Source organism: Pseudomonas sp. 3B-A001-10F, assembly GCF_056313565.1.
This window is the reverse complement of sequence record NZ_JBQYFW010000016.1, coordinates 118077-142636: the sequence shown is the minus strand read 5'-3', so window position 1 is coordinate 142636 and position 24560 is coordinate 118077. Positions and strand designations below refer to the sequence as shown.

General features: G+C 60.3%; 17 protein-coding genes. 9 read left to right on the top strand and 8 right to left on the bottom strand.

Translation table 11 applies throughout. From position 1 onward, the window contains the following. Positions 1-234 precede the first annotated feature (234 nt). Positions 235-1818, bottom strand: a complete 1584-nt coding sequence (locus AC0ZWN_RS16660) for a peptide chain release factor 3 (RefSeq protein ID WP_095049730.1) — start codon at positions 1816-1818, stop codon at positions 235-237. Between the two features lie 358 nt (positions 1819-2176). Here AC0ZWN_RS16660 and AC0ZWN_RS16655 point away from each other — a divergent pair, with 358 nt between their 5' ends. The 5 genes from AC0ZWN_RS16655 to AC0ZWN_RS16635 all read left to right on the top strand — a co-directional run bounded on the left by AC0ZWN_RS16655 (position 2177) and on the right by AC0ZWN_RS16635 (position 7409). Beyond that, complete coding sequence (locus tag AC0ZWN_RS16655; RefSeq protein ID WP_169844036.1) at positions 2177-2866, top strand: ABC transporter permease; 690 nt, start codon at positions 2177-2179, stop codon at positions 2864-2866. Between the two features lie 21 nt (positions 2867-2887). Beyond that, positions 2888-3793, top strand: coding sequence for a glycine betaine ABC transporter substrate-binding protein (locus AC0ZWN_RS16650; protein ID WP_476335786.1), 906 nt, complete (start codon positions 2888-2890; stop codon positions 3791-3793). A gap of 12 nt (positions 3794-3805) precedes the next feature. Beyond that, positions 3806-4459, top strand: coding sequence for an ABC transporter permease (locus tag AC0ZWN_RS16645; RefSeq protein ID WP_476335785.1), 654 nt, complete (start codon positions 3806-3808; stop codon positions 4457-4459). Continuing rightward, positions 4456-5613 (top strand): osmoprotectant ABC transporter ATP-binding protein OsmV, encoded by a 1158-nt coding sequence (locus tag AC0ZWN_RS16640; protein ID WP_476335784.1) that lies wholly within the window; start codon positions 4456-4458, stop codon positions 5611-5613. Before AC0ZWN_RS16645 ends, AC0ZWN_RS16640 begins: the two co-directional genes overlap by 4 nt. Before the next feature lie 632 nt (positions 5614-6245). Next, positions 6246-7409 (top strand): type III PLP-dependent enzyme, encoded by a 1164-nt coding sequence (locus tag AC0ZWN_RS16635; RefSeq protein WP_007915304.1) that lies wholly within the window; start codon positions 6246-6248, stop codon positions 7407-7409. 254 nt (positions 7410-7663) lie between these two features. Here the strand turns inward: AC0ZWN_RS16635 and AC0ZWN_RS16630 are convergent, their stop codons facing one another. After that, on the bottom strand, positions 7664-8419 hold the full coding sequence (locus tag AC0ZWN_RS16630) for a tetratricopeptide repeat protein (protein WP_476335783.1): 756 nt from the start codon (positions 8417-8419) through the stop codon (positions 7664-7666). Continuing rightward, the gene (locus AC0ZWN_RS16625) at positions 8416-9096 is read right to left on the bottom strand and encodes a Fe2+-dependent dioxygenase (protein WP_095049726.1); all 681 of its coding nucleotides are present in this window, start codon (positions 9094-9096) and stop codon (positions 8416-8418) included. Before AC0ZWN_RS16625 ends, AC0ZWN_RS16630 begins: the two co-directional genes overlap by 4 nt. A gap of 206 nt (positions 9097-9302) precedes the next feature. Here AC0ZWN_RS16625 and AC0ZWN_RS16620 point away from each other — a divergent pair, with 206 nt between their 5' ends. Next, the gene (locus AC0ZWN_RS16620; protein WP_476335782.1) at positions 9303-11618 is read left to right on the top strand and encodes a TonB-dependent receptor; all 2316 of its coding nucleotides are present in this window, start codon (positions 9303-9305) and stop codon (positions 11616-11618) included. Positions 11619-11854: 236 nt separating this feature from the next. After that, positions 11855-14383, top strand: coding sequence for a PepSY domain-containing protein (locus AC0ZWN_RS16615; RefSeq protein ID WP_476335787.1), 2529 nt, complete (start codon positions 11855-11857; stop codon positions 14381-14383). Between the two features lie 209 nt (positions 14384-14592). On the opposite strand, the gene AC0ZWN_RS16610 is transcribed toward AC0ZWN_RS16615, so the two are convergent. The 4 genes from AC0ZWN_RS16610 to ptsP all read right to left on the bottom strand — a co-directional run bounded on the left by AC0ZWN_RS16610 (position 14593) and on the right by ptsP (position 21868). Continuing rightward, positions 14593-16134 (bottom strand): alkaline phosphatase D family protein, encoded by a 1542-nt coding sequence (locus AC0ZWN_RS16610; protein WP_476335780.1) that lies wholly within the window; start codon positions 16132-16134, stop codon positions 14593-14595. Positions 16135-16320: 186 nt separating this feature from the next. Continuing rightward, entirely contained in the window at positions 16321-18054 is a 1734-nt protein-coding gene (locus AC0ZWN_RS16605) for a PTS fructose-like transporter subunit IIB (RefSeq protein WP_476335778.1), read from the bottom strand. An 11-nt stretch (positions 18055-18065) separates the two neighbouring features. Continuing rightward, on the bottom strand, positions 18066-19007 hold the full coding sequence (gene pfkB / locus AC0ZWN_RS16600) for a 1-phosphofructokinase (protein ID WP_093435812.1): 942 nt from the start codon (positions 19005-19007) through the stop codon (positions 18066-18068). Further along, positions 19007-21868 (bottom strand): phosphoenolpyruvate--protein phosphotransferase, encoded by a 2862-nt coding sequence (gene ptsP / locus AC0ZWN_RS16595; protein WP_476335777.1) that lies wholly within the window; start codon positions 21866-21868, stop codon positions 19007-19009. The genes pfkB and ptsP overlap by 1 nt, the downstream gene beginning before the upstream one ends. Before the next feature lie 307 nt (positions 21869-22175). Between ptsP and cra the strand changes: the two genes are divergently transcribed. Continuing rightward, positions 22176-23171: a catabolite repressor/activator gene (cra, locus tag AC0ZWN_RS16590; protein ID WP_093435805.1), complete on the top strand. Its 996-nt coding sequence runs from the start codon at positions 22176-22178 to the stop codon at positions 23169-23171. 3 nt (positions 23172-23174) lie between these two features. Continuing rightward, positions 23175-23951 carry a TatD family hydrolase gene (locus tag AC0ZWN_RS16585; protein ID WP_095049721.1) on the top strand — a complete coding sequence of 259 codons (777 nt, stop codon included), beginning with the start codon at positions 23175-23177 and terminating at the stop codon, positions 23949-23951. Here AC0ZWN_RS16585 and AC0ZWN_RS16580 read toward each other — a convergent pair whose 3' ends face one another. Next, entirely contained in the window at positions 23952-24341 is a 390-nt protein-coding gene (locus tag AC0ZWN_RS16580) for a hypothetical protein (protein WP_095049720.1), read from the bottom strand. Positions 24342-24560 lie beyond the last annotated feature (219 nt).

The window sequence follows — 24560 nt, the reverse complement described above, 5'->3', positions numbered from 1 at the left end:
CGCCCGGATCGATCCCGCAGCGAAGGAACCCCGAGCCCCAGCGAGCGGGCCGCACGTAGGAGCAAGCGTTTTTTTGCTTACTTTTTTTAGGCGTTTGTAAAAAAAGTGAGTCGCCGTAAGGGCGAAACCGTAATCAGCAACACCCGCAGAAACGGATATACCCCCAAAACCAACCAAACAAAAAAGCCCCCTAGGCATACACCTAGGGGGCTTTCGAACAAACCAGCTCAGAGCTTAGTGATGCTCACGCGTCGCCCGGAATTTCACATCCGGCCAACGCTCTTCCATCAACGCCAGGTTAACCCGAGTCGGCGCAAGGTAAGTCAGGTGACCACCGCCATCGACCGCCAGGTTCTCCACAGCCTTGTTGGAAAACTCCTCAAGCTTCTTCTTGTCGCTGCATTCAATCCAGCGCGCGGAATACACAGTAATCGGCTCGTAAGAGCACTCAACCTTGTATTCCTCCTTCAAACGGCTGGCGACCACATCAAACTGCAGTACACCCACGGCGCCCAGAATGATGTCGTTGCTGCGCTCCGGGAAAAACACCTGCGTCGCGCCCTCTTCAGCCAGTTGCTGCAGCCCCTGACGCAACTGCTTGGACTTCAGCGGATCACGCAGACGCACACGACGGAACAGCTCCGGCGCAAAGTGCGGAATGCCGGTAAACCCGAGGGTTTCACCTTCACTGAAGGTATCGCCAATCTGGATCGTGCCGTGGTTGTGCAAACCAATGATGTCGCCGGCAAACGCTTCTTCAAGCTGTTCCCGCTCGGAGGAGAAGAACGTCAAGGCGTCGCCGATACGCACGTCCTTGCCGGTGCGCACGTGGCGCATCTTCATGCCTTTCTCGTACTTGCCGGAGCAAATGCGCATGAAGGCAATACGGTCGCGGTGTTTCGGGTCCATGTTCGCCTGGATCTTGAAGATGAAGCCCGAGAACTTCTCTTCCACCGGCTCAACGGTACGCTCGTTGGCGACACGGGCCAGCGGACGCGGCGCCCAATCAACAACGGCGTCGAGTACATGGTCAACACCGAAGTTGCCCAGTGCAGTACCGAAGAACACCGGGGTCAGTTGACCGTCGAGGAACTCCTGCTGGTTGAATTCGTGGCAGGCGCCCTGCACCAGTTCCAACTGCTCGATGAAACGGTCGTACTCGTCGCCCAGATGCGCGCGGGCTTCGTCGGAGTCGAGCTTCTCGATGATCTTGGTTTCGGTGCGTTCGTGACCGTGACCGGCGGTGTAGACAATGATGTAGTCGTCAGCCAGGTGGTACACGCCCTTGAAGTCACGGTAGCAACCGATCGGCCAGGTGATCGGCGCAGCCTTGATCTTGAGAACGGCTTCGATTTCATCGAGCAGTTCAATCGGGTCGCGGATGTCACGGTCGAGTTTGTTGATGAAGCTGACGATCGGCGTGTCACGCAGACGGCAGACGTCCATCAGCGCAATCGTCCGTGGCTCAACACCTTTACCGCCGTCGAGGACCATCAATGCCGAGTCCACCGCTGTCAGGGTGCGGTAGGTGTCTTCGGAGAAGTCTTCGTGGCCCGGGGTGTCGAGCAGGTTGATCATGTGTTCGCGATACGGGAACTGCATGACCGACGTGGTAATGGAAATACCCCGTTGTTTCTCCATCTCCATCCAGTCGGATGTCGCATGGCGATCGGATTTACGGGATTTCACCGTACCGGCCACTGCAATCGCCTTGCCCATCAACAGGAGCTTTTCGGTGATCGTGGTTTTACCGGCATCGGGGTGGGAAATAATGGCGAAAGTGCGGCGTTTCGCGACTTCGGCGGCCTGGTTGGTCATGGGAAATCGCCTGGCGGTGATTCAAAAAAGGGCCGCGATTATAGCCCAACTCGCCGCAATAACCGAACCGTTGAACACATTAAGGGTGGCCAAATGCTGCCGCAGATGGGAACCTTTTAAAGCCCGGAGACGTCCATCCCCTGTTACGAATTTTCGTCAGGGGCTGAAAAATCAGCAAGTTAGCCTGACGAGGCTGCGCTCATGGCTCGCTTTCAGACCGCTTTTTGCCGGTGCTGAGGGAGCTGCTTCTCGCGAACGTTTATTCCCGGCAGCCATGTATGGCATGCCACACGGGAGGGCGTTCGCCGACTACAAAAAAAGGAGTCCGCCTGTGGCTATCCGCTATGGCAAAGGGCTGATGGGAGGTGCGGTGGTGATCGCGCTCCTGGCCCTGCTGGTCCACTGGATCGGCATCAACACGATCGAACACTACCGCGACGATTTGTTGTTTTACCTGCAAGCTCATCTGATTCTCGTCCTCGCTTCAATGCTGGCCGCCCTTGTCGTGGGCATCCCCGCCGGCATCTTCCTCAGTCGCCCGACCATGGTCGGCCGTGCTGAACGCTTCATGCAGATCTTCAATATCGGTAACACCGTGCCGCCGCTGGCCGTGCTCGCGATTGCTCTGGGCGTCCTCGGCATTGGCAGTGGCCCGGCGATCTTTGCTTTATTCCTCGCTTCGTTGCTGCCGATTGTGCGCAACACCTACGAAGGCCTGAAAAATGTCCAGGGTTCGCTGAAAGAAGCGGCCGTCGGCATCGGCATGACCCCGCGCCAGGTGCTGTGGAAAGTCGAATTGCCCAACGCCGTGCCGATCATCGTCGGTGGTGTGCGCGTGGCGCTGGCAATCAACGTCGGCACCGCGCCGCTGGCGTTCCTGATCGGCGCCAACAGCCTCGGCAGCCTGATTTTCCCTGGCATCGCCCTGAACAATCAGCCGCAACTGCTGCTCGGCGCCGCGTGCACCGCGCTGCTGGCCTTGCTGCTCGATGGCGTCGTCACCCTCGCCAGCCGTCTCTGGCTGGAACGCGGTTTGCGCCCGTCTTAAGGCTTTTGCGAAGGAATATTTATGAAACGATTTAGCTCGTCTTTGGGATTGATAGTGGGCTGCATCCTGCTGTTCGCAGGTGTCGCCCAAGCCGCTGAAAAACCGGTTATCCGCCTCGGCGCCCGAGTCTTCACTGAGCAAACCCTGCTCGCCGAAATCACCGCGCAATACCTGCGCAGCAAAGGTTACGACGCGCAGATTACCGGCGGTCTGGGCAGCAACCTCGCCCGCAGCGCCCACGAAAGCGGGCAGCTGGACATGCTTTGGGAATACACCGGCGTGTCGCTGGTGGCCTACAACCATGTCACTGAAAAACTCGACAGCGCCCAGTCCTACGCCCGGGTGAAAGAACTCGACGCGAAAAAAGGCCTGGTCTGGCTGACCCCGTCGAAATTCAGCAACACCTACGCCCTCGCCCTCCCTGAAAAGGTCGCCGAGGAATATCCGCAGATCAACAACATCAGCCAGTTGAACGAAGTGCTGCGCGCCGAGGCCAAGACCAATCATCTGGTGGCGCTGGACACCGAGTTTGCCAACCGCTCCGACGGTCTGATCGGCATGGTCGATCTCTACGGCATGAACCTGACCCGCAAGAACATCCGCCAGATGGACGCGGGTCTGGTCTACACCGCGCTGCGCAACGGTCAGGTGTTCGCCGGTCTGGTCTACACCACCGACGGTCGCCTCAACGCCTTCGGCCTGAAACTGCTGGAAGACGACAAGCATTACTTCCCCGACTACACCGCCGCACCGGTGGTGCGTCAGGCTTACCTCGACGCGCACCCGCAACTGGCCGAGCAACTCAAGCCATTGGCCGAACTGTTCGATGACGAAACCATGCGCCAGCTCAACGCGCGGGTCGACGTCGATCACGAGAGCCCATCGAAAGTGGCCGCCGATTTTCTGCGCCAGCACCCACTTAATTAAGGAGGAAAAGTCATGGAATTTCTGAACGCCTTTTCCCACCTCGACTGGCAGCAGGTGATGCACCTGACCTGGCAGCACATCACCCTGGTCGGCATCGCCGTGACCCTGGCGATTGTCGTTGGCGCGCCACTGGGCATCCTGATGACCCGCTTTCCGACCCTTGCCGGGCCATTGCAGGCCAGCGCCACGGTGCTGCTGACCGTGCCGTCGATTGCCCTGTTCGGCCTGCTGCTGCCGTTCTACTCCAAATTCGGCCAGGGCCTCGGGCCGATGCCGGCGATCACCGCCGTGTTCCTTTATTCACTGCTGCCGATCATGCGCAATACCTACCTCGCCCTCACTGGCGTGGAACCGGGCATCCGTGAAGCCGCACGCGGCATCGGCATGACCTTCGGCCAGCGCCTGCGCATGGTCGAACTTCCGATCGCAGTGCCAGTGATCCTCGCTGGTGTGCGCACCGCCGTGGTGATGAACATCGGCGTGATGACCATCGCCGCGACCATCGGCGCCGGCGGCCTCGGTGTGTTGATCCTCGCCTCCATCAGCCGCAGTGACATGTCGATGCTGATCGTCGGCGCGCTGCTGGTCAGTCTTCTGGCGATTTTCGCCGACCTCGTTTTGCAGTGGCTGCAACGCTCGCTGACTCCAAAAGGACTCCTGAAATGATCGAACTTCAAAATCTCAGCAAGACCTTCCAAAGCAACGGCAAAGACGTCAAAGCTGTGGACTCGGTAAGCCTGACCGTCAATGAAGGCGAAATCTGTGTGTTCCTCGGGCCCTCGGGCTGCGGCAAAAGCACCACGCTGAAGATGATCAACCGCCTGATCAAACCGACCTCGGGCAAGATCCTCATCAACGGCGAAGACACCACCGATCTCGACGAAGTAACCCTGCGTCGCAACATCGGTTACGTGATCCAGCAGATCGGCCTGTTCCCGAACATGACCATCGAAGAGAACATCGTGGTCGTGCCGAAACTGCTCGGCTGGGACAAACAGAAATGCCACGACCGCGCCCGCGAATTGATGAGCATGATCAAGCTGGAGCCCAAGCAGTATCTGCATCGTTACCCACGCGAACTGTCCGGCGGTCAGCAACAGCGTATCGGTGTGATCCGCGCACTGGCGGCGGATGCGCCGCTGCTGCTGATGGACGAGCCGTTCGGCGCGGTCGACCCGATCAACCGCGAGATGATCCAGAACGAGTTCTTCGAGATGCAGCGCGCGCTGAACAAGACCGTGATCATGGTCAGCCACGACATCGATGAAGCGATCAAACTCGGCGACAAGATTGCGATCTTCCGCGCCGGCAAACTGCTGCAGATCGATCATCCGGACACGCTGCTCGCGCACCCGGCAGACGACTTTGTCAGCAGCTTTGTCGGCCAGGACAGCACGCTCAAGCGTCTGCTGTTGGTGAAGGCTGAAGATGCAGCGGACAACGCGCCATCGGTGAGCCCGGAAACCCCGGTGGCCGACGCTCTGGAGTTGATGGACGAACATGACCGTCGCTACGTGGTGGTCACCTGTGCCGAGAACAAGGCGCTGGGTTATGTGCGTCGTCGCGATCTGCACCGCCAGACCGGCACGTGCGCGCAGTTCCTGCGTGAGTTCAACGCCACCGCCGCGTACGACGAGCATTTGCGCATCCTCCTGTCGCGGATGTACGAGTTCAACCGTTCGTGGCTGCCGGTGATGGATGCCGAGCGGGTGTTCCTTGGCGAGGTGACGCAGGAGTCGATCGCGGCTTATCTGAGTTCGGGTCGTTCGCGCGGGATGAAGACCAATATCGTCTCGCCGGCTGAAGCGGTAGTCGCATAAAACACGAAACCTGTGGGAGCGAGCCTGCTCGCGAAAGCGCAATATCAGTCAACAATGATGTTGGCTGTGAAAATGCCTTCGCGAGCAAGCTCGCTCCCACAGGATCCGGGTGATTTTTTCTTCATTCGCCTAGCGGAAAAGAATCTCAACACCTGCGGATCGGACAGCACGTATGAGACAACCCGCGAAACAGCCAAAATCCCCTTCACCCTCACCTCTCGCGGCCAACGTCGCCGATATTGCCGCCATCACACTTACCCACGACTTCGCCGACAAAATCCACGAACGTGCAGGTATTTTTAACACTCGAAAATTCCCGGGGAACATCTGCCCGTCATCTCGGTCGGCTACAAAGAGTGCTGAACGCGACGCACGTCAGAAGCGTGCAAAAACGCGACATTTTTAGTTGATCTCACGCCCCTCACGCCCTAAAGTTCGCGCCGAACGTCCATGCTGGAAACGATCCATCCGGCTCAAGTACTGACGACGAGACAGCAAGGCCAAGGGCAACGCCCCATGGCCTTTTTGCTTTCGGCGACATGCCTTGGGAAGTAGGCGAACCAAAGTGGGGATACGGAGGACGTTCATTTGCACCCATTGATTAACGACGTTTGCCACTAGGAGTCCCAAGTATGTCGATCCAGGTCGAAGACTATTTCGCGCGCGCTACATTCGACAAAATGAAGGCGTTCGCCGACAAACAGGAAACCCCGTTCGTGGTGATCGACACCGCGATGATCGCCCAGGCCTACGATGACCTGCGCGCCGGTTTCGAATTCGCCAAGGTCTACTACGCGGTCAAAGCCAACCCGGCCGTCGAGATCATCGACCTGCTCAAAGAAAAAGGTTCGAGCTTCGACATCGCCTCGATCTACGAGCTGGACAAGGTAATGGATCGTGGCGTCAGCCCGGACCGTATCAGCTACGGCAACACCATCAAGAAATCCAAGGACATCCGCTACTTCTACGAGAAGGGCGTGCGTCTGTTCTCCACCGACTCCGAAGCCGACCTGCGCAACATCGCCAAGGCGGCCCCGGGTTCGAAAGTCTATGTGCGCATCCTCACCGAAGGCTCGACCACGGCTGACTGGCCACTGTCGCGCAAATTCGGCTGCCAGACCGACATGGCCATGGACCTGCTGATCCTCGCTCGCGACCTCGGCCTGGTGCCTTACGGCATCTCCTTCCACGTCGGTTCGCAACAGCGCGACATCAGCGTCTGGGATGCGGCGATCGCTAAGGTCAAAGTAATCTTCGAGCGCCTGAAAGAAGAAGACGGCATCCACCTGAAGCTGATCAACATGGGCGGTGGCTTCCCGGCCAACTACATCACCCGCACCAACAGCCTGGAAACCTACGCCGAAGAAATCATCCGCTTCCTGAAAGAAGACTTCGGTGATGACCTGCCGGAAATCATTCTCGAGCCGGGCCGTTCGCTGATTGCCAACGCCGGTATTCTGGTCAGCGAAGTGGTATTGGTTGCACGCAAGTCGCGCACCGCCGTCGAGCGTTGGGTGTATACCGATGTGGGCAAGTTCTCCGGCCTGATCGAAACCATGGACGAAGCGATCAAGTTCCCGATCTGGACCGAGAAAAAAGGCGAGATGGAAGAAGTGGTCATTGCCGGCCCGACCTGCGACAGCGCCGACATCATGTACGAGAACTACAAGTACGGTCTGCCGTTGAACCTGGCGATTGGTGATCGTCTGTACTGGCTGTCGACCGGTGCGTACACCACCAGTTACAGCGCGGTTGAGTTCAATGGCTTCCCGCCGTTGAAGTCGTTTTACGTGTAAGCGCTGAAGCGGTAATGCAAAAAGCCCATGACGTGTCATGGGCTTTTTTGTGTCTGTGCGTTCGGCTTGAAGTTTTGCCGGGTACTTGAGACCGAGGCCCCTCACCCCAGCCCTCTCCCGAGGGAGAGGGAGCCGATGTGTAAGCTTTTCAAAATTGAGTTCGACTGGATATCTCAGGTCGATGTATAGCGCCAGAACGACGCGGTCAGTCCCCTCTCCCCCTGGGAGAGGGCTAGGGTGAGGGCTTTGCGAATTCAGACGCGCTGCAAGTCTGTGCATCGAAGCGCGAACTGAGCAGCCATCCCCTGAATTCTGTGATCTTTCGCACTTAACAGCGCCTGACTCGCCACCCGCAGAAAATTCAGATTGCCGCCGGCCAAAGCTTTCTCAAGCCAATCGACCGCCTCATCAATCCGCCCCTCATCCGCTAAAACTGCAGCGAAACTGAACTGCCCACGAAAATCCCCACCGTCGGCCGAACGCCGATACCACTCACGCGCCGCAACCGGATCCGCCGGGCACACCCGCCCTTCTTCCAGATACCGCCCCAGCAGATTCATCGATTTCGCATGACCCAATTCAGCCGCGCGCCGATACAGCGCCAACGCCTGCAGATGGTCCACCTCCACTCCCCGCCCGGTCGCCAGCAGATTGGCGAGGTTGTACATCGCCCAATCCAGTCCGGCATTCGCTGCGATCCGATAATGCTGCGCAGCAACCGACGCATCCGCCGCAATGCCCCAACCATGCTCATGACAACGCCCGAGCATGTTGCGCGCCATCAGGTGCCCACGCCCGGCAGCGATGCCGAACCAGCGCAGCGCCAGCGCTTGATCCTGGGCGATGCCTTGGCCGTCGAGCAGGATTTGCCCAAGCAACGCCTGCGCCTCTATTTCGCCCTCACCCGCCGCCAACAAAATCGCCTGCGCAGCACGGGCCGGGCTTTCGGCGAGCATGGCGCTAAGTTGTTCGCCGTCGAGGACTTCTTCCCGACGCAGTTGAAAACTCATACCTCGACCCAGCGACGGAGCAAGTTGTGATACGTGCCGGTGAGGCGAATCAGTGACGGGTGATCAGGCAGATCTTGAGTCAGTTGCTGAATCGCCCCGTCCATCTCGAACAACAGCGCGCGCTGGCTATCTTCACGCACCAGACTTTGTGTCCAGAAGAACGACGCATAACGCGCGCCACGCGTGACCGCGTTGACCTTATGCAGGCTGGTGCCGGGGTACAAAACCATGTCGCCGGCCGGCAACTTCACCCGTTGCGTGCCGAAGGTGTCCTGGATCTCCAACTCGCCGCCGTCGTAATCATCGGGCTCGCTGAAGAACAGCGTCGCCGACAGATCGGTGCGCACCCGCTCGATGCTGCCCTTGGGTTGGCGCACGGCGTTATCGATGTGGAAATCGAAACTGCCACCGGCCGTGTAACAGTTCACTAACGGCGGGAAGACTTTGTGCGGCAACGCGGCGGACATGAACAGTGGATTTTTCCACAAACGTTCCAGCATCGCTGCGCCGATCTCTTTGGCCAGCGGATGGCCTTCGGGCAGCTGCAAATTGTGCTTCGCCTTGGCCGACTGAAAGCCAGCGGTGATCTTGCCATCAGCCCAATCGGCCTGCTCCAGCGCCTCACGGATACGCTGCACTTCGTCTTTCGCGAACAGTCCAGGGATGTGCAGCAGCATGGCGATGTCACCTGATGGCAAAGAGGCGGCAATGGTATTGATTCTTATTGACCGTGTAAAACCCGGGAGACGAATGAACTGGCAAAAACCGTAAGGTTAAAATGTAAAGAATGTAAATTCAGTGCGAATAACAATGTTTCGCAATTGATACGAATACCTGTTTACCCTATATTCCGCGGCCTCAAATCCTTGGGGAGGGGAATAAAATGGCACGTCAACACGCACAATTACCGGTCAGTTCACCACGTCTGCTCGCCTCTGCAATCGGTGTGGCAATCACCGCCGGTTCCGCTGGCCAGATGGTGTTCGCCGCTGAAAAAACCGACAGCAAAGCCTCCGGCAATGCCATCGCCCTGGACGCCACCGCTATCACCGGCGAAGCCCAGGATTCGACGTCCTATCAGGTCGAAAAAGCCTCCTCGCCCAAGTACACCGCGCCGCTGGTCGACACGCCGCGCTCGGTCACCGTTATTACGCAACAAGTGCTCAAAGACACCGGCGCCCTGAACATGCAGGACGCGCTGCGCACCGTGCCGGGCATCACCTTCGGCGCCGGTGAAGGCGGCAACCCACAGGGCGACCGTCCGTTCATTCGTGGTTTCGACGCGCAGGGCGACACCTACCTCGACGGCGTGCGCGACACCGGTTCGCAAAGCCGCGAAATCTTCGCCGTGGAAAACATTGAAGTCAGCAAGGGCCCGAATTCCGCCATTGGTGGTCGCGGCGCAGCGGGCGGCAGCATCAACCTGGTGAGCAAGAAAGCGCACCTGGGCAATTCGTTCGACGGCGGCTTCACCTGGGGCTCCGACCAGACCCAGCGCTACACCCTCGACGGCAACTACCAGTTCAGCGACACCGCCGCCGGCCGTCTGAACCTGATGAGCCACGAGAGCAATGTCGCCGGTCGCGACAAAGTCGATTACGACCGCTGGGGCATCGCCCCGTCCCTGGCGTTTGGCCTAGGCACCGACACCCGCGTCAACCTCGATTACTACCACCTCGAAAGCAACGACACCCCGGACTCGGGCGTGCCGTACACCATTCCGGCCGGCGGTTCGGCTGCACGCACCAAGTCCAATCCGGACAAGCCTTACGCTGGCGGTGACCACAGCAATTTCTACGGTCTGGATCGTGACTTCCGCAAGGGCCGCACCGACACCGCGACCTTCGCCATCGAACACGACCTGAGCGACTCGCTGACGATCAAGAACACCCTGCGCCACGGCACCAGCATGCAGGATTACATCCTGACCCAGCCGGACGACAGCAAGGGCAACGTCAACAACGGCACGGTCTGGCGTCGTGCCAACACTCGGGTGAGCAACACCGAGACCACCACCAACCAGACTGACCTGTTCGGCAATTTCTACGTCGCCGGCTTCAAGAACAGCTTCTCCACCGGCGTTGAATACACCCGTGAGGAAAGCCAGAAGTCTTCGTACAACGTCAACACCGACACCACGCCGCGCACCAGCGCAGTGACCACTAACTGCAACCCGGGCCTGATCGGCGCGTCGAGCGGCTACAACTGCACCTCGCTGTCGAACCCGAACCCGAACGATCCGTGGAACGGCGCGATTTCGCGCAACTACGCCGGCACCGACACCCAGGCCAACACCTACGCGCTGTACGTGTTCGATACGCTGGAGCTGAACGAGCAGTGGCTGGTGAACATGGGCCTGCGTTACGACCACTTCGACACCGACTACAAGACCTACAACGCCGCTGGCACCACCACGTCCAAGGGCGATGACACCAGCGAGTTCGTCACCGGTCAGTTCGGCGTCGTCTACAAGCCTGCGGAAAACGGCAGCATCTACGCCTCCTACGCCACCTCGGCCACGCCACCGGGCAACACCTTGGGCGAGGGTCAGGAAGGCAACCCATTGGGCGGCACCCCGGATCGCAGCGGCAACCTGCTGAGCAGCGACATGGAGCCGGAAACCACCAAGAACTATGAAATCGGCACCAAGTGGGATCTGCTCAACGATCGCCTGTCGCTGACCGCTGACATCTTCCGCACCGAGAAAGAAAACGCTCGTGTGCAAGTCGACACCACCTCGTACGAAAACGCCGGCAAGACCCGTGTGCAAGGTGTCGAGCTCTCGGCCAGCGGCAAGATCACTGACAAGTGGCAAGTGTTCGCCGGTTACGCCTTCATGGACAGCGAACAAGTCGACGGCGGCCCGCTGGGCAAGGCCAACGACGGCAACGAACTGCCCAACACGCCGAAAAACAGCGCCAGCCTGTGGACCACTTACCAGGTCACGCCGAAGCTGACCATCGGTGGCGGCGCGTTCTACGTCGACGATGTGTACGGCAGCGTGGCCAACACCACCATGGTTGACTCGTATGTTCGCTACGACGCGATGGCTGCGTACAAACTGACCAAAAACGTCGACCTGCAACTCAACGTGCAGAACCTGACCAACGAAACCTACTACGACAAAGCCTTCTCGACCCACTTCGCCAACCAGGCGGCGGGCCGTACGGCACTGTTGAGCACCAACTTCCACTTCTGACCGATGTGGAAACCTGTGGGAGCGAGCTTGCTCGCGAAAGCGCTGGGTCAGTCAGCCTTCATGTCACTGACAGATTGCATTCGCGAGCAAGCTCGCTCCCACAGGTGATGTGATCAAAAGGCTTGGCCCCGTTCATTCCATTGAACGGGGCTTTTGTGCGTAATAAAGAACGCTTCTCGATAACCCACGGCATAATGCGCGCCGTGAAGACAATTTCCGAATGGACGGCGAGTGACGTGTTGAAGAAAACCCTGTTCCAGTTGCACTGGTTTTTTGGCATCACCGCAGGCCTGGTGCTGGCGTTGATGGGCATCACCGGCGCGGCCTATTCGTTTCAGGACGAAATCCTGCGGGCGCTGAATCCCTCCGTTCTGCAGGTGGAAAAACAAGTCGCCGGCGTCTTGCCGCCCGTCGAACTGGTCGAGCGTATCGAAGCCACATCCGGCAAAAAAGTCTCGATGCTCTGGGTCGAAACCGACAGCGGCAACGCGGCGAAAGTGTTCTTCACCCCGCCCAAGGGTGAACGTCGCGGCGAGATGCGCTACTTCGATCCGTACACCGCCGAGTTCATGGGCGACGCGGTCGGCCAGGATTTCTTCGGCCTGATGCTGCAACTGCACCGCTTCCTCGCCATGGGCGATACCGGGCGCAACATCACCGGCGCCTGCACGCTGATCCTGCTGTTCTTCTGCCTGTCCGGCCTGTACCTGCGCTGGCCGCGTCAGTGGCATAGCTGGCGCGTCTGGCTGACGCTGGACTGGAAGAAAAAGGGCCGCGCCTTCAACTGGGATCTGCACTCGGTGGCGGGCACCTGGTGCCTGCTGGTCTATCTGTTGCTGGCGCTGACCGGGTTGTCGTGGTCGTACGAGTGGTACAACAAAGGCCTGACCCAACTGCTTTCCGACTCGCCACAAAACGAGCGCGTGCGCGGTGGTCGCGGCCCGGCGCCGGAAGGCCCGGCACCGATCGCCGATTACGCAGCGATGTGGAGCAGCATTTACAGCGCTGCCGGCCCGGGTCTGGCGGCGTACAACATCCGTATGCCGGCCGTCGCGGGCCAACCGGCGACCGTGTTCTACCTGCTCGACAGCTCGCCGCATGATCGCGCGCTGAACCAGATCACCCTCGACCCGGCCACCGGCATCGTCAAACGTGTCGACCGTTACGCCGACAAGAGCTTCAAGGCGCAACTGCTGACCAGCATTTATGCGCTGCACGTCGGCAGCTATTTCGGTCTGGTCGGGCGGATCATCATCACCCTCGCAGCGGTGTGCATGCCGCTGTTTTTCATCACCGGCTGGCTGCTGTACCTCGACCGTCGGCGCAAGAAAAAGCAGATCAAGGATGCCCGCCAAGGCCTCGCTCAACCGGGCGGCGATGCTTCGGCATGGCTGATCGGTTTCGCCAGCCAGAGCGGTTTCGCCGAGCAACTGGCGTGGCAGACCGCCGGCCAATTACAGGCTGCCGGACTGCCGGTGAAAGTGCAGCCGCTGGCGAATGTCAGCGAACAGGATCTGCGTGAATCGAACAACGCACTGTTTGTGGTTAGCACGTTCGGCGACGGCGAAGCGCCGGACAGCGCGCGCGGATTCGAGCGCAAAGTGCTGGGCAAAGCGGCAACCCTCGACAGTCTGAATTACTCGGTGCTCGGTCTCGGCGATCGTCAATATCAGCACTTCTGTGGTTTCGCCAAACGCCTGCACCAATGGTTGGCGGAGCACGGCGGCAAGACATTGTTCGCGCCGGTGGAAGTCGACAGCGGTGATCCCTATGCCCTGCGCCATTGGCAAACCCAACTTGGCCTGCTCACCGGCCAAGCACCGGTCGATACCTGGCAAGCACCGAGTTACGACAACTGGACGCTGGTACGCCGCGAACTGATGAACCCGGACAGCAGCGGTGCGCCGGTTTACTTGTTGGGCCTGAGCGCACCGAACACCAGCAGTTGGCTGGCCGGTGATCTGGTCGAAGTGCTGCCGCGTAACTGCCCGTGGGCCATCGAACACTTCCTCGACGGCCTCGGCATTCGCGGTGAAACCACCGTGAAAATCAACGGCCTCGACGAGCCGCTGGAAGTCGCGCTGGCCTCGCGGCAATTGCCCGAGCACCGTGCACATCTGGTCGGTCTGCATGCGCAATCGCTGGTCGACGCGATGGTGCCGCTGGCCATGCGCGAATACTCGATCGCCTCGATTGCCGCCGACGGCGTGCTGGAGTTGATCGTGCGTCAGGAACAGCATGCCGACGGCACCCTGGGCATCGGTTCCGGCTGGCTGACTGAGCACGCGCCTGTGGGCGGCAGCATCAGTTTGCGGGTTCGACGCAACAGTGGCTTCCATCTGCCGAACGAACCAGTGCCGATGATTCTTTTGGGCAACGGCACCGGCATCGCAGGACTGCGCAGCTTGCTCAAGGCACGGATTGCCGATGGTCAACAGCGCCAGTGGTTGCTGTTTGGCGAGCGCAATCGTGAACACGATTTCCTCTGTCGCGCGGAGCTGGAAGAGTGGTTGATCAATGGTGATCTGGAGCGGCTGGATCTGGCGTTTTCGCGGGATCAGGCTGAGAAGGTTTATGTGCAGGATCGCTTGCGTGAGTCGACTGCAGAGTTGAAGAAATGGCTGGCGGACGGGGCGGTTATTTATATCTGTGGCAGCTTGCAGGGAATGGCTTCGGGGGTTGATCAGGTGCTTAACGATATTCTTGGTGCCGCCGAAGTCGAACGCCTGATTGAGCAGGGCCGTTATCGGCGTGATGTCTATTAAAGAGCCCCTCACCCTAACCCTCTCCCAAAGGGAGAGGGGACTGACCGTTAGAGATTCACGCAATACGCCGACCTGAACGTCCTCTGCCGAATCCATAATCGACACGGTCTTCCAGGTCGGCGTACCTCTTTAGACACCTCCGTCGGCCCCCTCTCCCTCCGGGAGAGGGCTGGGCGGGCGGCGTTCCGATGAGGGTTAGCCTTTGATCTTTAAGCAGGCTGCAATTTTTTCTCGAAAACCGCCACCCCATTCAAATCCCGCAACACCACGCTCATCTCCCCACTCCCCCCTTCAATATTCACCTCGCCAAAAAACTGAAACCCGGCAAACGGCGAAGTGTTCTGCGCCGGCGGCGCCTTCTCGAACACCACCTCCGGGCCAAAGGTTTTATCCAGTGGATTAGGCCCGAAACTCCCGGCATTCAGCGGCCCCGCGACAAACTCCCAGAACGGTTCGAAATCCTGAAACGCCGCGCGGTCCGGGTGATAGTGATGCGCCGCGCAGTAATGCACATCCGCCGTGAGGAAGACGAAATTGCGCACCTGCTGCGCACGCAGATAGCCGAGCAATTCGGCGATTTCCACCTCGCGCCCCTGGGCCGGTCCCGGGTCACCGTTAGCCACCGCTTCCCAACGCGGGACACCCGGGCTGACCTCACCATCCGGCACGCCAAGGCCGATTGGCATGTCGGCGGCAATGACCTTCCACTGGGCTTTGGATTTCTTCAAGCCGCGCTTGAGCCAGTTCAGTTGCTCACGTCCCAAAAACGGTTTCGCCGCGCCGAGGTTGTCGTCATTGGCGCCGCGATAACTGCGCATGTCGAGCACGAACACATCGAGCATTGGCCCATAGCTCAACTTGCGATAAATCCTTCCGCCAGCATCGGCAGCCTGCAAACGCATCGGCGAGTATTCCAGCCACGCCTTGCGTGCGCGCCCGACCAGGGTGTGGATATCTTTTTCCTGATAACGCTCGTCGAGCTGCTTGCCGGGCGACCAGTTGTTGACCACTTCATGGTCGTCCCACTGCCAGATTTGCGGAACCTCGGCGTTGAAGCGGCGGATGTTTTCGTCCATCAGGTTGTAGCGGTAATTGCCGCGATAGTCGGCGAGGGTCTGCGCGACTTTGCTCTTGGCTTCGGTGGTGAGGTTGCGCCAGATGCGACCGTTTTCCGTGGTGAGCTGCGCGGGTACCGGGCCGTCGGCGTAGATGGTGTCGCCGCTGTGGATAAAGAAGTCCGGCAGGCGCAGACGCATGGCTTCATAGATGCGCATGCCGCCGATGTCCGGGTTGATGCCGAAGCCCTGGCCGACGGTGTCGCCGCTCCAGACGAAACGAATATTGCGCCGCGCCGTCGGAGCGCTGCGCAGGTGACCCAACCACGGTTCGCTGGCGACGCCGGTGCGCGCGTCCTTGAAATACACCCGATAGAAAATCGCCTGATCGGCGGGCAGCCCGGTCAGTTCAACGCGGGCGGTGAAGTCGCTGCGGGCATCGGCCAGCGCCGAGACCACCCGGCGCGGGTGACGAAACTGGCTGCGGGTGTCCCACTCGACCACCATATGCGCGGGGCGATCGCTGCGGCTCCAGATCATCGCGCGGTCGCCTTGCAGATCGCCGGACTGCACGCCGTCGGTCAACTGCGGGCGATCCTTGACCGACGCAATCACCGCCGGCGCCAGGCTTGGCATCAGCAGACCGGCACCAACGACTTGCATGACACGCCGGCGACCGGGGTTGAAATCGCTCATGGTGTTCTCCCTGAAAAAAGGAAAACTTAAGCACGCTCACATGACCCGGAAATGACACCAGACACACCACACAACCAATTGTAGGAGTGAGCCTGCTCGCGATATCGGTATATCTGCCAACATTCATGTCACTGACAGACCGCTATCGCGAGCAGGCTCACTCCTACAAGGGTTTTGTGTTGTCAGTCAGGCCTTCGCCGGTTCCAGCGCCAGCTCAACGGCTTCCGGGCGTTTGACCGTCGCATAGACAACGGCGGTCAAGAGGCTCCCCGCGACAATCGCCAGCAAATACAGCAACGCATGGTTGATCGCATTCGGAATCGCCAGCACAAACAAGCCACCGTGCGGCGCCATCAGTTTGCAGCCGAAGTACATCGACAACGCGCCGGTCAGCGCGCCACCGGCGATGCTCGCCGGGATCACCCGCAACGGATCTTTCGCGGCAAACGGAATCGCCCCTTCGGAGATAAAGCACAGCCCCAGCACGAAGGCAGCCTTGCCGGCCTCGCGTTCAGTCTGGGCAAATTTGCGCCGCGCAATAAATGTGGCGATGCCCAGACCAATCGGCGGCACCATCCCTGCGGCCATGGTCGCGGCCATCGGTGCATAACTCTGCGACGCCAGCAGACCTACCGAGAACGCGTACGCGGCTTTATTGATCGGCCCGCCAAGGTCGACGCACATCATGCCACCGAGCAGCACACCGAGCAGAATCGCGTTGGTGGTACCCATGCTGTCGAGGAAATGCGTGAGCGCACCGAGCATGCCGGCGACCGGTTTACCGACCACGTAAATCATCACCAGACCGGTGATCAGGCTGGCAAACAACGGAATGATCAGAATCGGTTTCAGCGCTTCGAGACTTTGCGGCAAGGCAACATATCGACTGATAGCCTTGGCCGCATAACCGGCGATAAACCCGGCGATGATGCCGCCGATAAACCCGGCGCCCAGCGTACTGGCAAGCAAACCACCAATCATCCCCGGCGCCAGGCCCGGACGGTCGGCGATCGAATAAGCGATGTAACCGGCCAACAACGGCACCATCAACTTGAACGCCGTCTCACCGCCGATCTGCATCAGCGCAGCGGCCAACGTGCCTTCTTCCTTGAACGCGGTGATGCCGAAGACGAACGACAAGGCGATCATCAAACCACCGGCCACGACCATCGGCAGCATGAACGACACGCCGGTCAGCAGGTGTTTATAGATGCCGGTTTTCTCTTGCTTGGCCGGTGCCTTGCCGTCACTCGCGGCGCTTTCCACTGCACCTTCGGCCAAGGCTTTTTTCAGCGTGGCTTCGGACTGCTTCAAGGCGATCCCGGTGCCGCAGCGATAGATCTTCTTGCCGGCAAAACGCTCGGTGGCGACTTCGATATCCGCCGCCAGCAACACCACGTCTGCTTCGGCAATCGCCGCTGCGCTCAACGGGGTTTTCGCGCCCACCGAGCCTTGGGTTTCGACCTGCAATTCGTAGCCCAGACGCTTGGCGGTCTGCTGCAGGGCTTCGGCGGCCATGAAGGTGTGCGCGACACCGGTCGGGCACGCGGTGATGGCGACAATGCGCGGTGCACGCGGCGCATCAGTCGCCGGCTCAGCCTCACTGGCAACGTAAACTTCTGCCTCTTCAGCACCACGACGCAGCACCGCCTCGACATCTTGCAATGCCTGCGCCGGGGCGATCTGGAACACCCGTTTGCCGACAAAACGCGTCATATCGACCGCGCCTGTGGCGACCAACAAAACCCACTCCGCCGCTGCAATGGTCGCCGCCGACAACTCGCGTTCCGGGTGCGCCGCATCGACCACTTCCACGCTGGTGCTCCAGCCCTGACGCTGCGCGGCCGCATCAAGCAAACGCGCGCACAGCACACTGGTGACCATGCCGTTCGGGCAAGCCGTAACAATGGCTAATTTCATGACAAACCCTCTTATTGTTCTGTCAGGGGACGCACGCGCACGCCCTGTTCGAGCTGCGCCAGTTGCGCCGCATCGTTGATGCCAAAACCGATCTGGGTCACCGCCATCGCCGCAATTGCGGTGGCCGTACGCAGGGTTTGCTCGGGCGTATCGGCGCTGAGCAAACCGTGGAGCATGCCGGCCAGCAACGAATCACCGGCACCGACCGTGCTGGCGACGCTGACCTTAGGCGGCGTGGCGTGCAGTGCCGAACCGACGCTGAACCAGTTCACGCCATCAGCACCGTGAGAAATCACCACGTGCTCGATGCCTTGCGCATGCAAGCGCGCCGCTGCCTGAGCCTCGGCCGCGTGAGAAACCACGTCGCAACCGAGCGCGTCGGCGAGCTCTTCGGTGTTCGGTTTGATCAGCCATGGACTGGCTTTCAAAGCTTCGCGCAATGCTGCGCCGCTGCTGTCGAGAGCGACTTTCAGACCGAGCTGATTGAGCCGTTCGATCAACTCGCGCAACCACTGCGCCGTCACGCCACGCGGCAAACTGCCAGCTACCACCACCGCATCGTGACCCGGTGCAATCTGCACCAGTCGATCAAGCAACGCTTGTTGCGCGGCGGCATCGACCACCGGTCCAGGGCCGTTGATGTCGGTGATGCGGCCACTCTGTTCAGCTACTTTGATGTTGCTGCGCGTCTCGCCCGGCACGCGGATAAACGCGTCGACAAAACCACGCTTGGCGAACAGGGTTTCGAACGCTTGCAGATTGTCTTCGCCGAGAAAGCCGCTGACCGTCAGTTGATGGCCGAGGTCGGCCAGCACTTGCGCAACATTCACGCCTTTGCCGGCAGCATGGGTGTGCATCTCGTCGCTGCGATTGACCTGACCCGCCTCCAGGCGTGGCAGTTCGACGGTGAGGTCGAGCGCCGGATTGAGGGTCAGGGTAAGAATCTTGGCCATTACAGGGCCTCCACTAATGCGCGCACTTCGTTCGCGCTGCCCACGGCCAGGGCGTGTTGAGCAAGGGTTTGCGCCTGGGTCAGGCTGAGTTCGCGGATGCGCGCCTTGACTTCGGCAATGCTGCGACCGGAAACGCTGAGTTCATCGACACCGAGGCCGACCAGCACCGGCACCGCCAGCGGGTCCGCCGCCAGCTCACCGCAGACACCGACCCATTTGCCATGGGCATGGGCCGCGCGCACGGTGATGTCGATCAGTTGCAGCACCGCCGGGTGCAAGCCATCCGCCTGCGCCGACAGGGTCGGGTGACCACGGTCGATGGCCAGTGTGTACTGGGTCAGGTCGTTGGTGCCGACGCTGAAGAAGTCGACTTCCTTGGCCAATACCGGCGCGAGCAGAGCGGCGGACGGCACTTCAATCATGATCCCCAGTTGCAGATCAGCAACCGGGATTTCCAGGCGCAGACGTTCGGTCATATCGCGGGCCTGACGCCACTCTTCGACGCTGCCAACCATCGGGAACATGATCCGCAGCGGACGGTTGTCCGCCGAACGCAGCAAGGCGCGCAATTGCGCTTCCATGATCTGCGGACGCTGCAGGGTCAGGCGAATACCGCGCACACCGAGGAACGGGTTTTCTTCCTTGGCGATCGGCCAATACGGCAGCGGTTTGTCGCCGCCGACGTCCAGCGTGCGCACCACCAGCGGTCGACCGGCGAGACCATCAAGAACGCGGCGGTATTCGGCTTCTTGCGTGGCCTCGTCCGGCGCTTGCGGGTGGGCCATGAAAATCAGTTCGGTACGCAGCAGGCCAATGCCTTCGGCGCCCTGCTCCACTGCACTGATCACACCGGCGCTTTCGCCGATGTTGGCGAACACTTCGACCGCATGACCATCGGTCGTGTGTGCCGGTTGATGGCGTTGTTCGGCGGCAATCTTCAAGCGTTGCTCACGGGTGTCGCGTTCTTCGGTGGCGCGTTGCAGGGTCGCCGCATCGGCGTCGACGTGCAGGCGACCGCGTTGGCCGTCGAGCAGCAACGGTGTGCCCGGCGCCAGCAACAACACCGCTGCGCCAGCGCCGACCAGCGCTGGAATCCCGAGAGCACGCGCAACGATTGCACTGTGCGCCGTGGCGCCGCCGCGCGCGGTGAGAATCCCCGCCACACGCGCCGGGTCCAGCCGCGCGACGTCGGACGGGCCGACCTCGTCCATCACCAGAATGTACGGTTGCTCAGGCTCGCTCGCCGTTTGCACGCCACACAGTTGCGCCAACACGCGACGACCAACGTCACGCAGGTCCGCCGCCCGTTCGGCGAGCAACGCGTCCTGTAGCGATTCCTGTTGTTTGGCCGCCGCTTCGATCACCGCCATCCACGCCGCTTCGGCGCTTTCGCCTTGCTTGAGGCGGGTGTCGACTTCATCGGTGAGTTCCGGATCGTCGAGCATTTCCTGATGGGTGATAAAGATCTCGCGGATGGCTTTGGCTTTGCTGCGTTCGATCAGGCCCTGAATGTCACTGCGCACGTCGCTGAGCGCTTGCTTGAGACGTTCGCGCTCGACCGCGGCGGACTCGCCACGCAGCGGGTAATCGATGGTTTGCTGCACCTGAATATGCGCAGGCCCGATAGCAATGCCCGGTGCTGCCGGGATCGCCTGCAACTGAGTGCCAGACGCCGGAGCGATCAGCACTTCGGCGATGTCGGCGATGACTTCGCGTTGCTGACTTACTGCTGGCAGCGGTTCGACTTCTTCACCAAGGCCTTCTTCAATGGCGGCGAGTAAGGCGGGCAAAGCATCAGCGGCGATGCTCGGTTCGGCAATCAGTTCCAGCACCTGACCACGACGGGCGCCGAGGCTGAGCAGTTTGCTCAAGCTCTTCACCGATACTGCGCTGTCCTGGCCGTCGACGATGCGCACGCGAATCTCGCCGTCAAAACTCTTCGCCAACTGCGCGAGGATCTTCGCCGGACGCGCATGCAGACCATGGGCATTGGCCAGGGCAATGCGTGCGCTTGGCCAATCGGCGGGCAATTCACCGCCTAGCACTTCGAGAACTTTGCGGCTGCTGGTGGCGCGCCCCAATTCATGGCCGCGACCTTCGATGAGCAATGCGCAAAGACGTTCGAGCAGCGCCTGATGCGCCTCGCCCAAACTGGCCAGACAGAACAAGCCACTGAGTGGCTGACCGAGGTAGCGCATAGGTTTGTCCGGCGTCACGAAAGCCAAGCCCGGACGCTTTACGGTTTGCTCGCTGTGCAACCACCACAAACCATCGCCCAGCGGCAGTGCTTCGACCTGTTGCAGCACCGCAGAAAAACCGTTGCTTACACAATCGGCCTGACGCAGCAGACGCGCACCGCGCCAGACCAATTCTTCGAAATCATCGGCCGACACGCCGAGGCCGATCATCTGCGCATCCAGCGCCAGCTCCTGCGGCGCGCCTTGCAGCAGTTTCAGCAGGGCTTCGGGGGAACTGGCGCGCCGCAGGGCCTGGCCCAGATCGGTCTCGCCGAGGGCACGGGTCAGCAGTTGCAGCAGGCGCAGGTGTTCGTCGGATTTGGCAGCGATACCAATCGCCAGATAAACGATCTGGCCATCGCCCCAATCCACGCCCTCAGGGAATTGCATCAGGCGCACGCCAGTGGCGAACACTTGATCGCGGGTTTCCGGGGTGCCGTGGGGAATGGCAATACCTTGACCGAGAAAGGTCGAGCCCTGGGCTTCCCGGGCCTGCAATCCGGCGAGGTAGCCGTCGGCGACCAGACCATCGGCCACCAGATGATTGGCGAGCAGTTGCAGGGCAGCGGGTTTATCCACAGCCGATTGGCCCATGGATATCTGCTCTATAGTGAGCTCGAGCATGCGATCTCCTTTTTGGCGCTTTATGAGTGCCAGGTATTGTTTTGGATGGTTGCAGCTTAGGCGCTCTGCCGCTTTGCTTTTCAGCGGCAGTTTTGGCGGTTTCACGGCAGAACCGGCCAAAGACGTCTAAAACGTAGAAAATACGCTTGCTGAAACGTTTAATCTAGATTGATCGGCACGTTACTCGATAATGTCCCATCCTTGAAGTCCAACTTGTCGGATGCGCTGCGACAATAGTCGCCTGCCCTAATCGGGTAGGATTGGCGAAAATGTCGCGGCAAGCTCGAAAAAACAAGGAAATCCCGGGTTGAAACTCAGTGATATCGCGCGGTTGGCCGGAGTGTCCGTGACCACCGCCAGCTACGTCATCAACGGCAAGGCCGAACAGCAACGCATCAGCACCGCCACCGTCGAGCGGGTGCGCGCAGTGGTCGATCTGCACGGCTTTACGCCAAACCCTCAAGCAGCCGGGCTACGCAGCCGGCACACGCGCACGCTGGGCTTTATTCTGCCGGATCTGGAAAACCCCAGTTACGCGCGGATCGCCAAGCTGCTCGAGCAAGGTGCGCGGGCGCGCGGCTATCAATTGCTGATCGCCAGCTCCGACGATGCGCCAGACAGCGAGCGGCAGTTGCTGCAATTATTCAAGGCGCGCCGCTGCGATGCGCTGATCGTCGCCAGTTGCCTTCCGGCCGGCGATGACAGTTATCGGCAGTTGCAGGCCAAAGGTCTGCCGATCATCGCCATCGACCGCGTCATGGAACCCGAGCATTTCTGCTCGGTGATCAGTGACGACCGCGAAGCCAGCCTGCACCTGACCCAGAGCCTGCTCGATCCGCAACCGAAGCAGATCGTGCTGCTCGGTGCGCGCCCGGAACTGAGCATCAGCCAGGAGCGTGCCGCCGGTTTCAAAGAAGCGCTGGTCGACTTCAAAGGCGAAGTGCTGGTCGAACACGCCGAATCCTTCAGTCGCGAATGCGGCAAGCAATTGATGGAAGAACTCCTGCAGCGTTTGGGACATTTGCCGGATGCGCTGGTGACAACGTCCTACGTGCTGCTGCAAGGCGTGTTCGATGCGCTGCATGACTTCCCGCTGAAATCGCGGCCGCTGCGCCTCGGCACCTTCGGCGATACGCAGTTACTGGATTTCCTGCCGCTGCCGGTCAACGCCATGGCACAGCAGCACCAGTTGATCGCCGACAAGGCGCTGGAACTGGCCCTGGCGGCGGTCGAGCAGTCGGAGTACAAGCCCGGCGTGCAAGCTATCGCGCGGACCTTCAAGCAGCGTATTCACCGGGACTGAACCGTGGAGCTGATCGACAGCCACACCCACCTCGACTTCCCCGACTTCGACGCCGATCGCTTAGCGTTGCTCGCCGAAAGCCGCGCCCTCGGGGTGCGGCGGATGGTGGTTTTGGGCGTCTATGAGGGCAATTGGCAACGGATGTGGGATCTGGTGCAGAGCGATGTCGATTTGTACGCGGCATTCGGTCTGCACCCGGTGTATCTCGATCAGCATCGTCCTGAGGATTTGTCGGCGCTTGGTGATTGGCTGACTCGATTACGCGGTCATCGGCAGTTGTGTGCGGTGGGCGAGATCGGTCTGGATTACTTTATCGAAACCCTCGACCGCGAGCGGCAACAGGCGCTGTTCGAGGCGCAACTGCAATTGGCCGCTGACTTTCAGTTACCGGCGCTGATCCATGTGCGTCGCAGCCACGCGGCGGTGATTGCGACGCTCAAGCGCTTCAAGCTCAAACGCGCGGGGATCATCCACGCCTTTGCCGGCAGCCGTGAAGAGGCTCGGGAATACATCAAACTCGGTTTCAAACTGGGCCTCGGCGGCGCACCGACCTGGCCACAAGCGTTGCGCATGCATCGGGTGCTGGCGGAACTGCCACTGGATTCGATTGTGCTGGAAACCGATTCACCGGACATGGCACCTGTCATGTTTCCCGGTCAGCGCAACAGTCCGGCGCACTTGCCGGCGATCTGCGAGGCGCTGGCCGGACTGATGAATATCAGCCCGCAACAACTGGCGACGGCCAGTACCGCCAATAGCTGCCAAGTATTCGGCTGGTAATCAGTCGGCGTGCGCCTTGGCGGCCTCCAGAATCAGCGTCAGGTGTTGACGCTGGCGCGCGTAACGGACGACCAAGAAGTACACAAAGATCGTGATCAGTGACGCGTTCAGTTGCTCAGTGACGCTAAGTAGCCCCACCCACTCCATCACCAACGCCACCAGCAGCGCAGTGCACACCGCCAACGAAGCGCTGAAGCGCAGCAGCGCCAGTGAGTCGAGCGACTTGAAGCGTTTGATCTGTTGCGGGCATCGCAGCTCCAGCGCTTTCTGGCAATGCTCGCAGGTAAACGGTTCATTGATCGAGATGGCATTGAGCTGCCAGGGTTTGAGCAGCAGCGTGGTCAGGCAATGAGCACAACGGCCCCGCACCCCCAAGGTTGCGGCAGACATGAGCGACCTCCTCTACGCGAACGATTGGGTATGGATACTGGCTCATTGATGGGGAAATGCCAGAGCCTGGAGGGAAACAGGATTAGGCTTACGGTCGGAAGTGAAGAAGTACTACAAAGGGTTCTGACAAAACCCAAAACCCTGTGGGAGCGAGCCTGCTCGCGAAGGCGGTGTGTCAGGTGACAGAGATGTCACTGACAGATTGCATTCGCGAGCAGG

Coding starts and splice junctions, on each gene's coding strand:
- AC0ZWN_RS16660 (WP_095049730.1), bottom strand. CDS start 1,818: ATGACCAACCAGGCCGCCGAAGTCGCGAAACGCCGCACTTTCGCCATT.
- AC0ZWN_RS16655 (WP_169844036.1), top strand. CDS start 2,177: ATGGGAGGTGCGGTGGTGATCGCGCTCCTGGCCCTGCTGGTCCACTGG.
- AC0ZWN_RS16650 (WP_476335786.1), top strand. CDS start 2,888: ATGAAACGATTTAGCTCGTCTTTGGGATTGATAGTGGGCTGCATCCTG.
- AC0ZWN_RS16645 (WP_476335785.1), top strand. CDS start 3,806: ATGGAATTTCTGAACGCCTTTTCCCACCTCGACTGGCAGCAGGTGATG.
- AC0ZWN_RS16640 (WP_476335784.1), top strand. CDS start 4,456: ATGATCGAACTTCAAAATCTCAGCAAGACCTTCCAAAGCAACGGCAAA.
- AC0ZWN_RS16635 (WP_007915304.1), top strand. CDS start 6,246: ATGTCGATCCAGGTCGAAGACTATTTCGCGCGCGCTACATTCGACAAA.
- AC0ZWN_RS16630 (WP_476335783.1), bottom strand. CDS start 8,419: ATGAGTTTTCAACTGCGTCGGGAAGAAGTCCTCGACGGCGAACAACTT.
- AC0ZWN_RS16625 (WP_095049726.1), bottom strand. CDS start 9,096: ATGCTGCTGCACATCCCTGGACTGTTCGCGAAAGACGAAGTGCAGCGT.
- AC0ZWN_RS16620 (WP_476335782.1), top strand. CDS start 9,303: ATGGCACGTCAACACGCACAATTACCGGTCAGTTCACCACGTCTGCTC.
- AC0ZWN_RS16610 (WP_476335780.1), bottom strand. CDS start 16,134: ATGAGCGATTTCAACCCCGGTCGCCGGCGTGTCATGCAAGTCGTTGGT.
- AC0ZWN_RS16605 (WP_476335778.1), bottom strand. CDS start 18,054: ATGAAATTAGCCATTGTTACGGCTTGCCCGAACGGCATGGTCACCAGT.
- pfkB (WP_093435812.1), bottom strand. CDS start 19,007: ATGGCCAAGATTCTTACCCTGACCCTCAATCCGGCGCTCGACCTCACC.
- ptsP (WP_476335777.1), bottom strand. CDS start 21,868: ATGCTCGAGCTCACTATAGAGCAGATATCCATGGGCCAATCGGCTGTG.
- AC0ZWN_RS16580 (WP_095049720.1), bottom strand. CDS start 24,341: ATGTCTGCCGCAACCTTGGGGGTGCGGGGCCGTTGTGCTCATTGCCTG.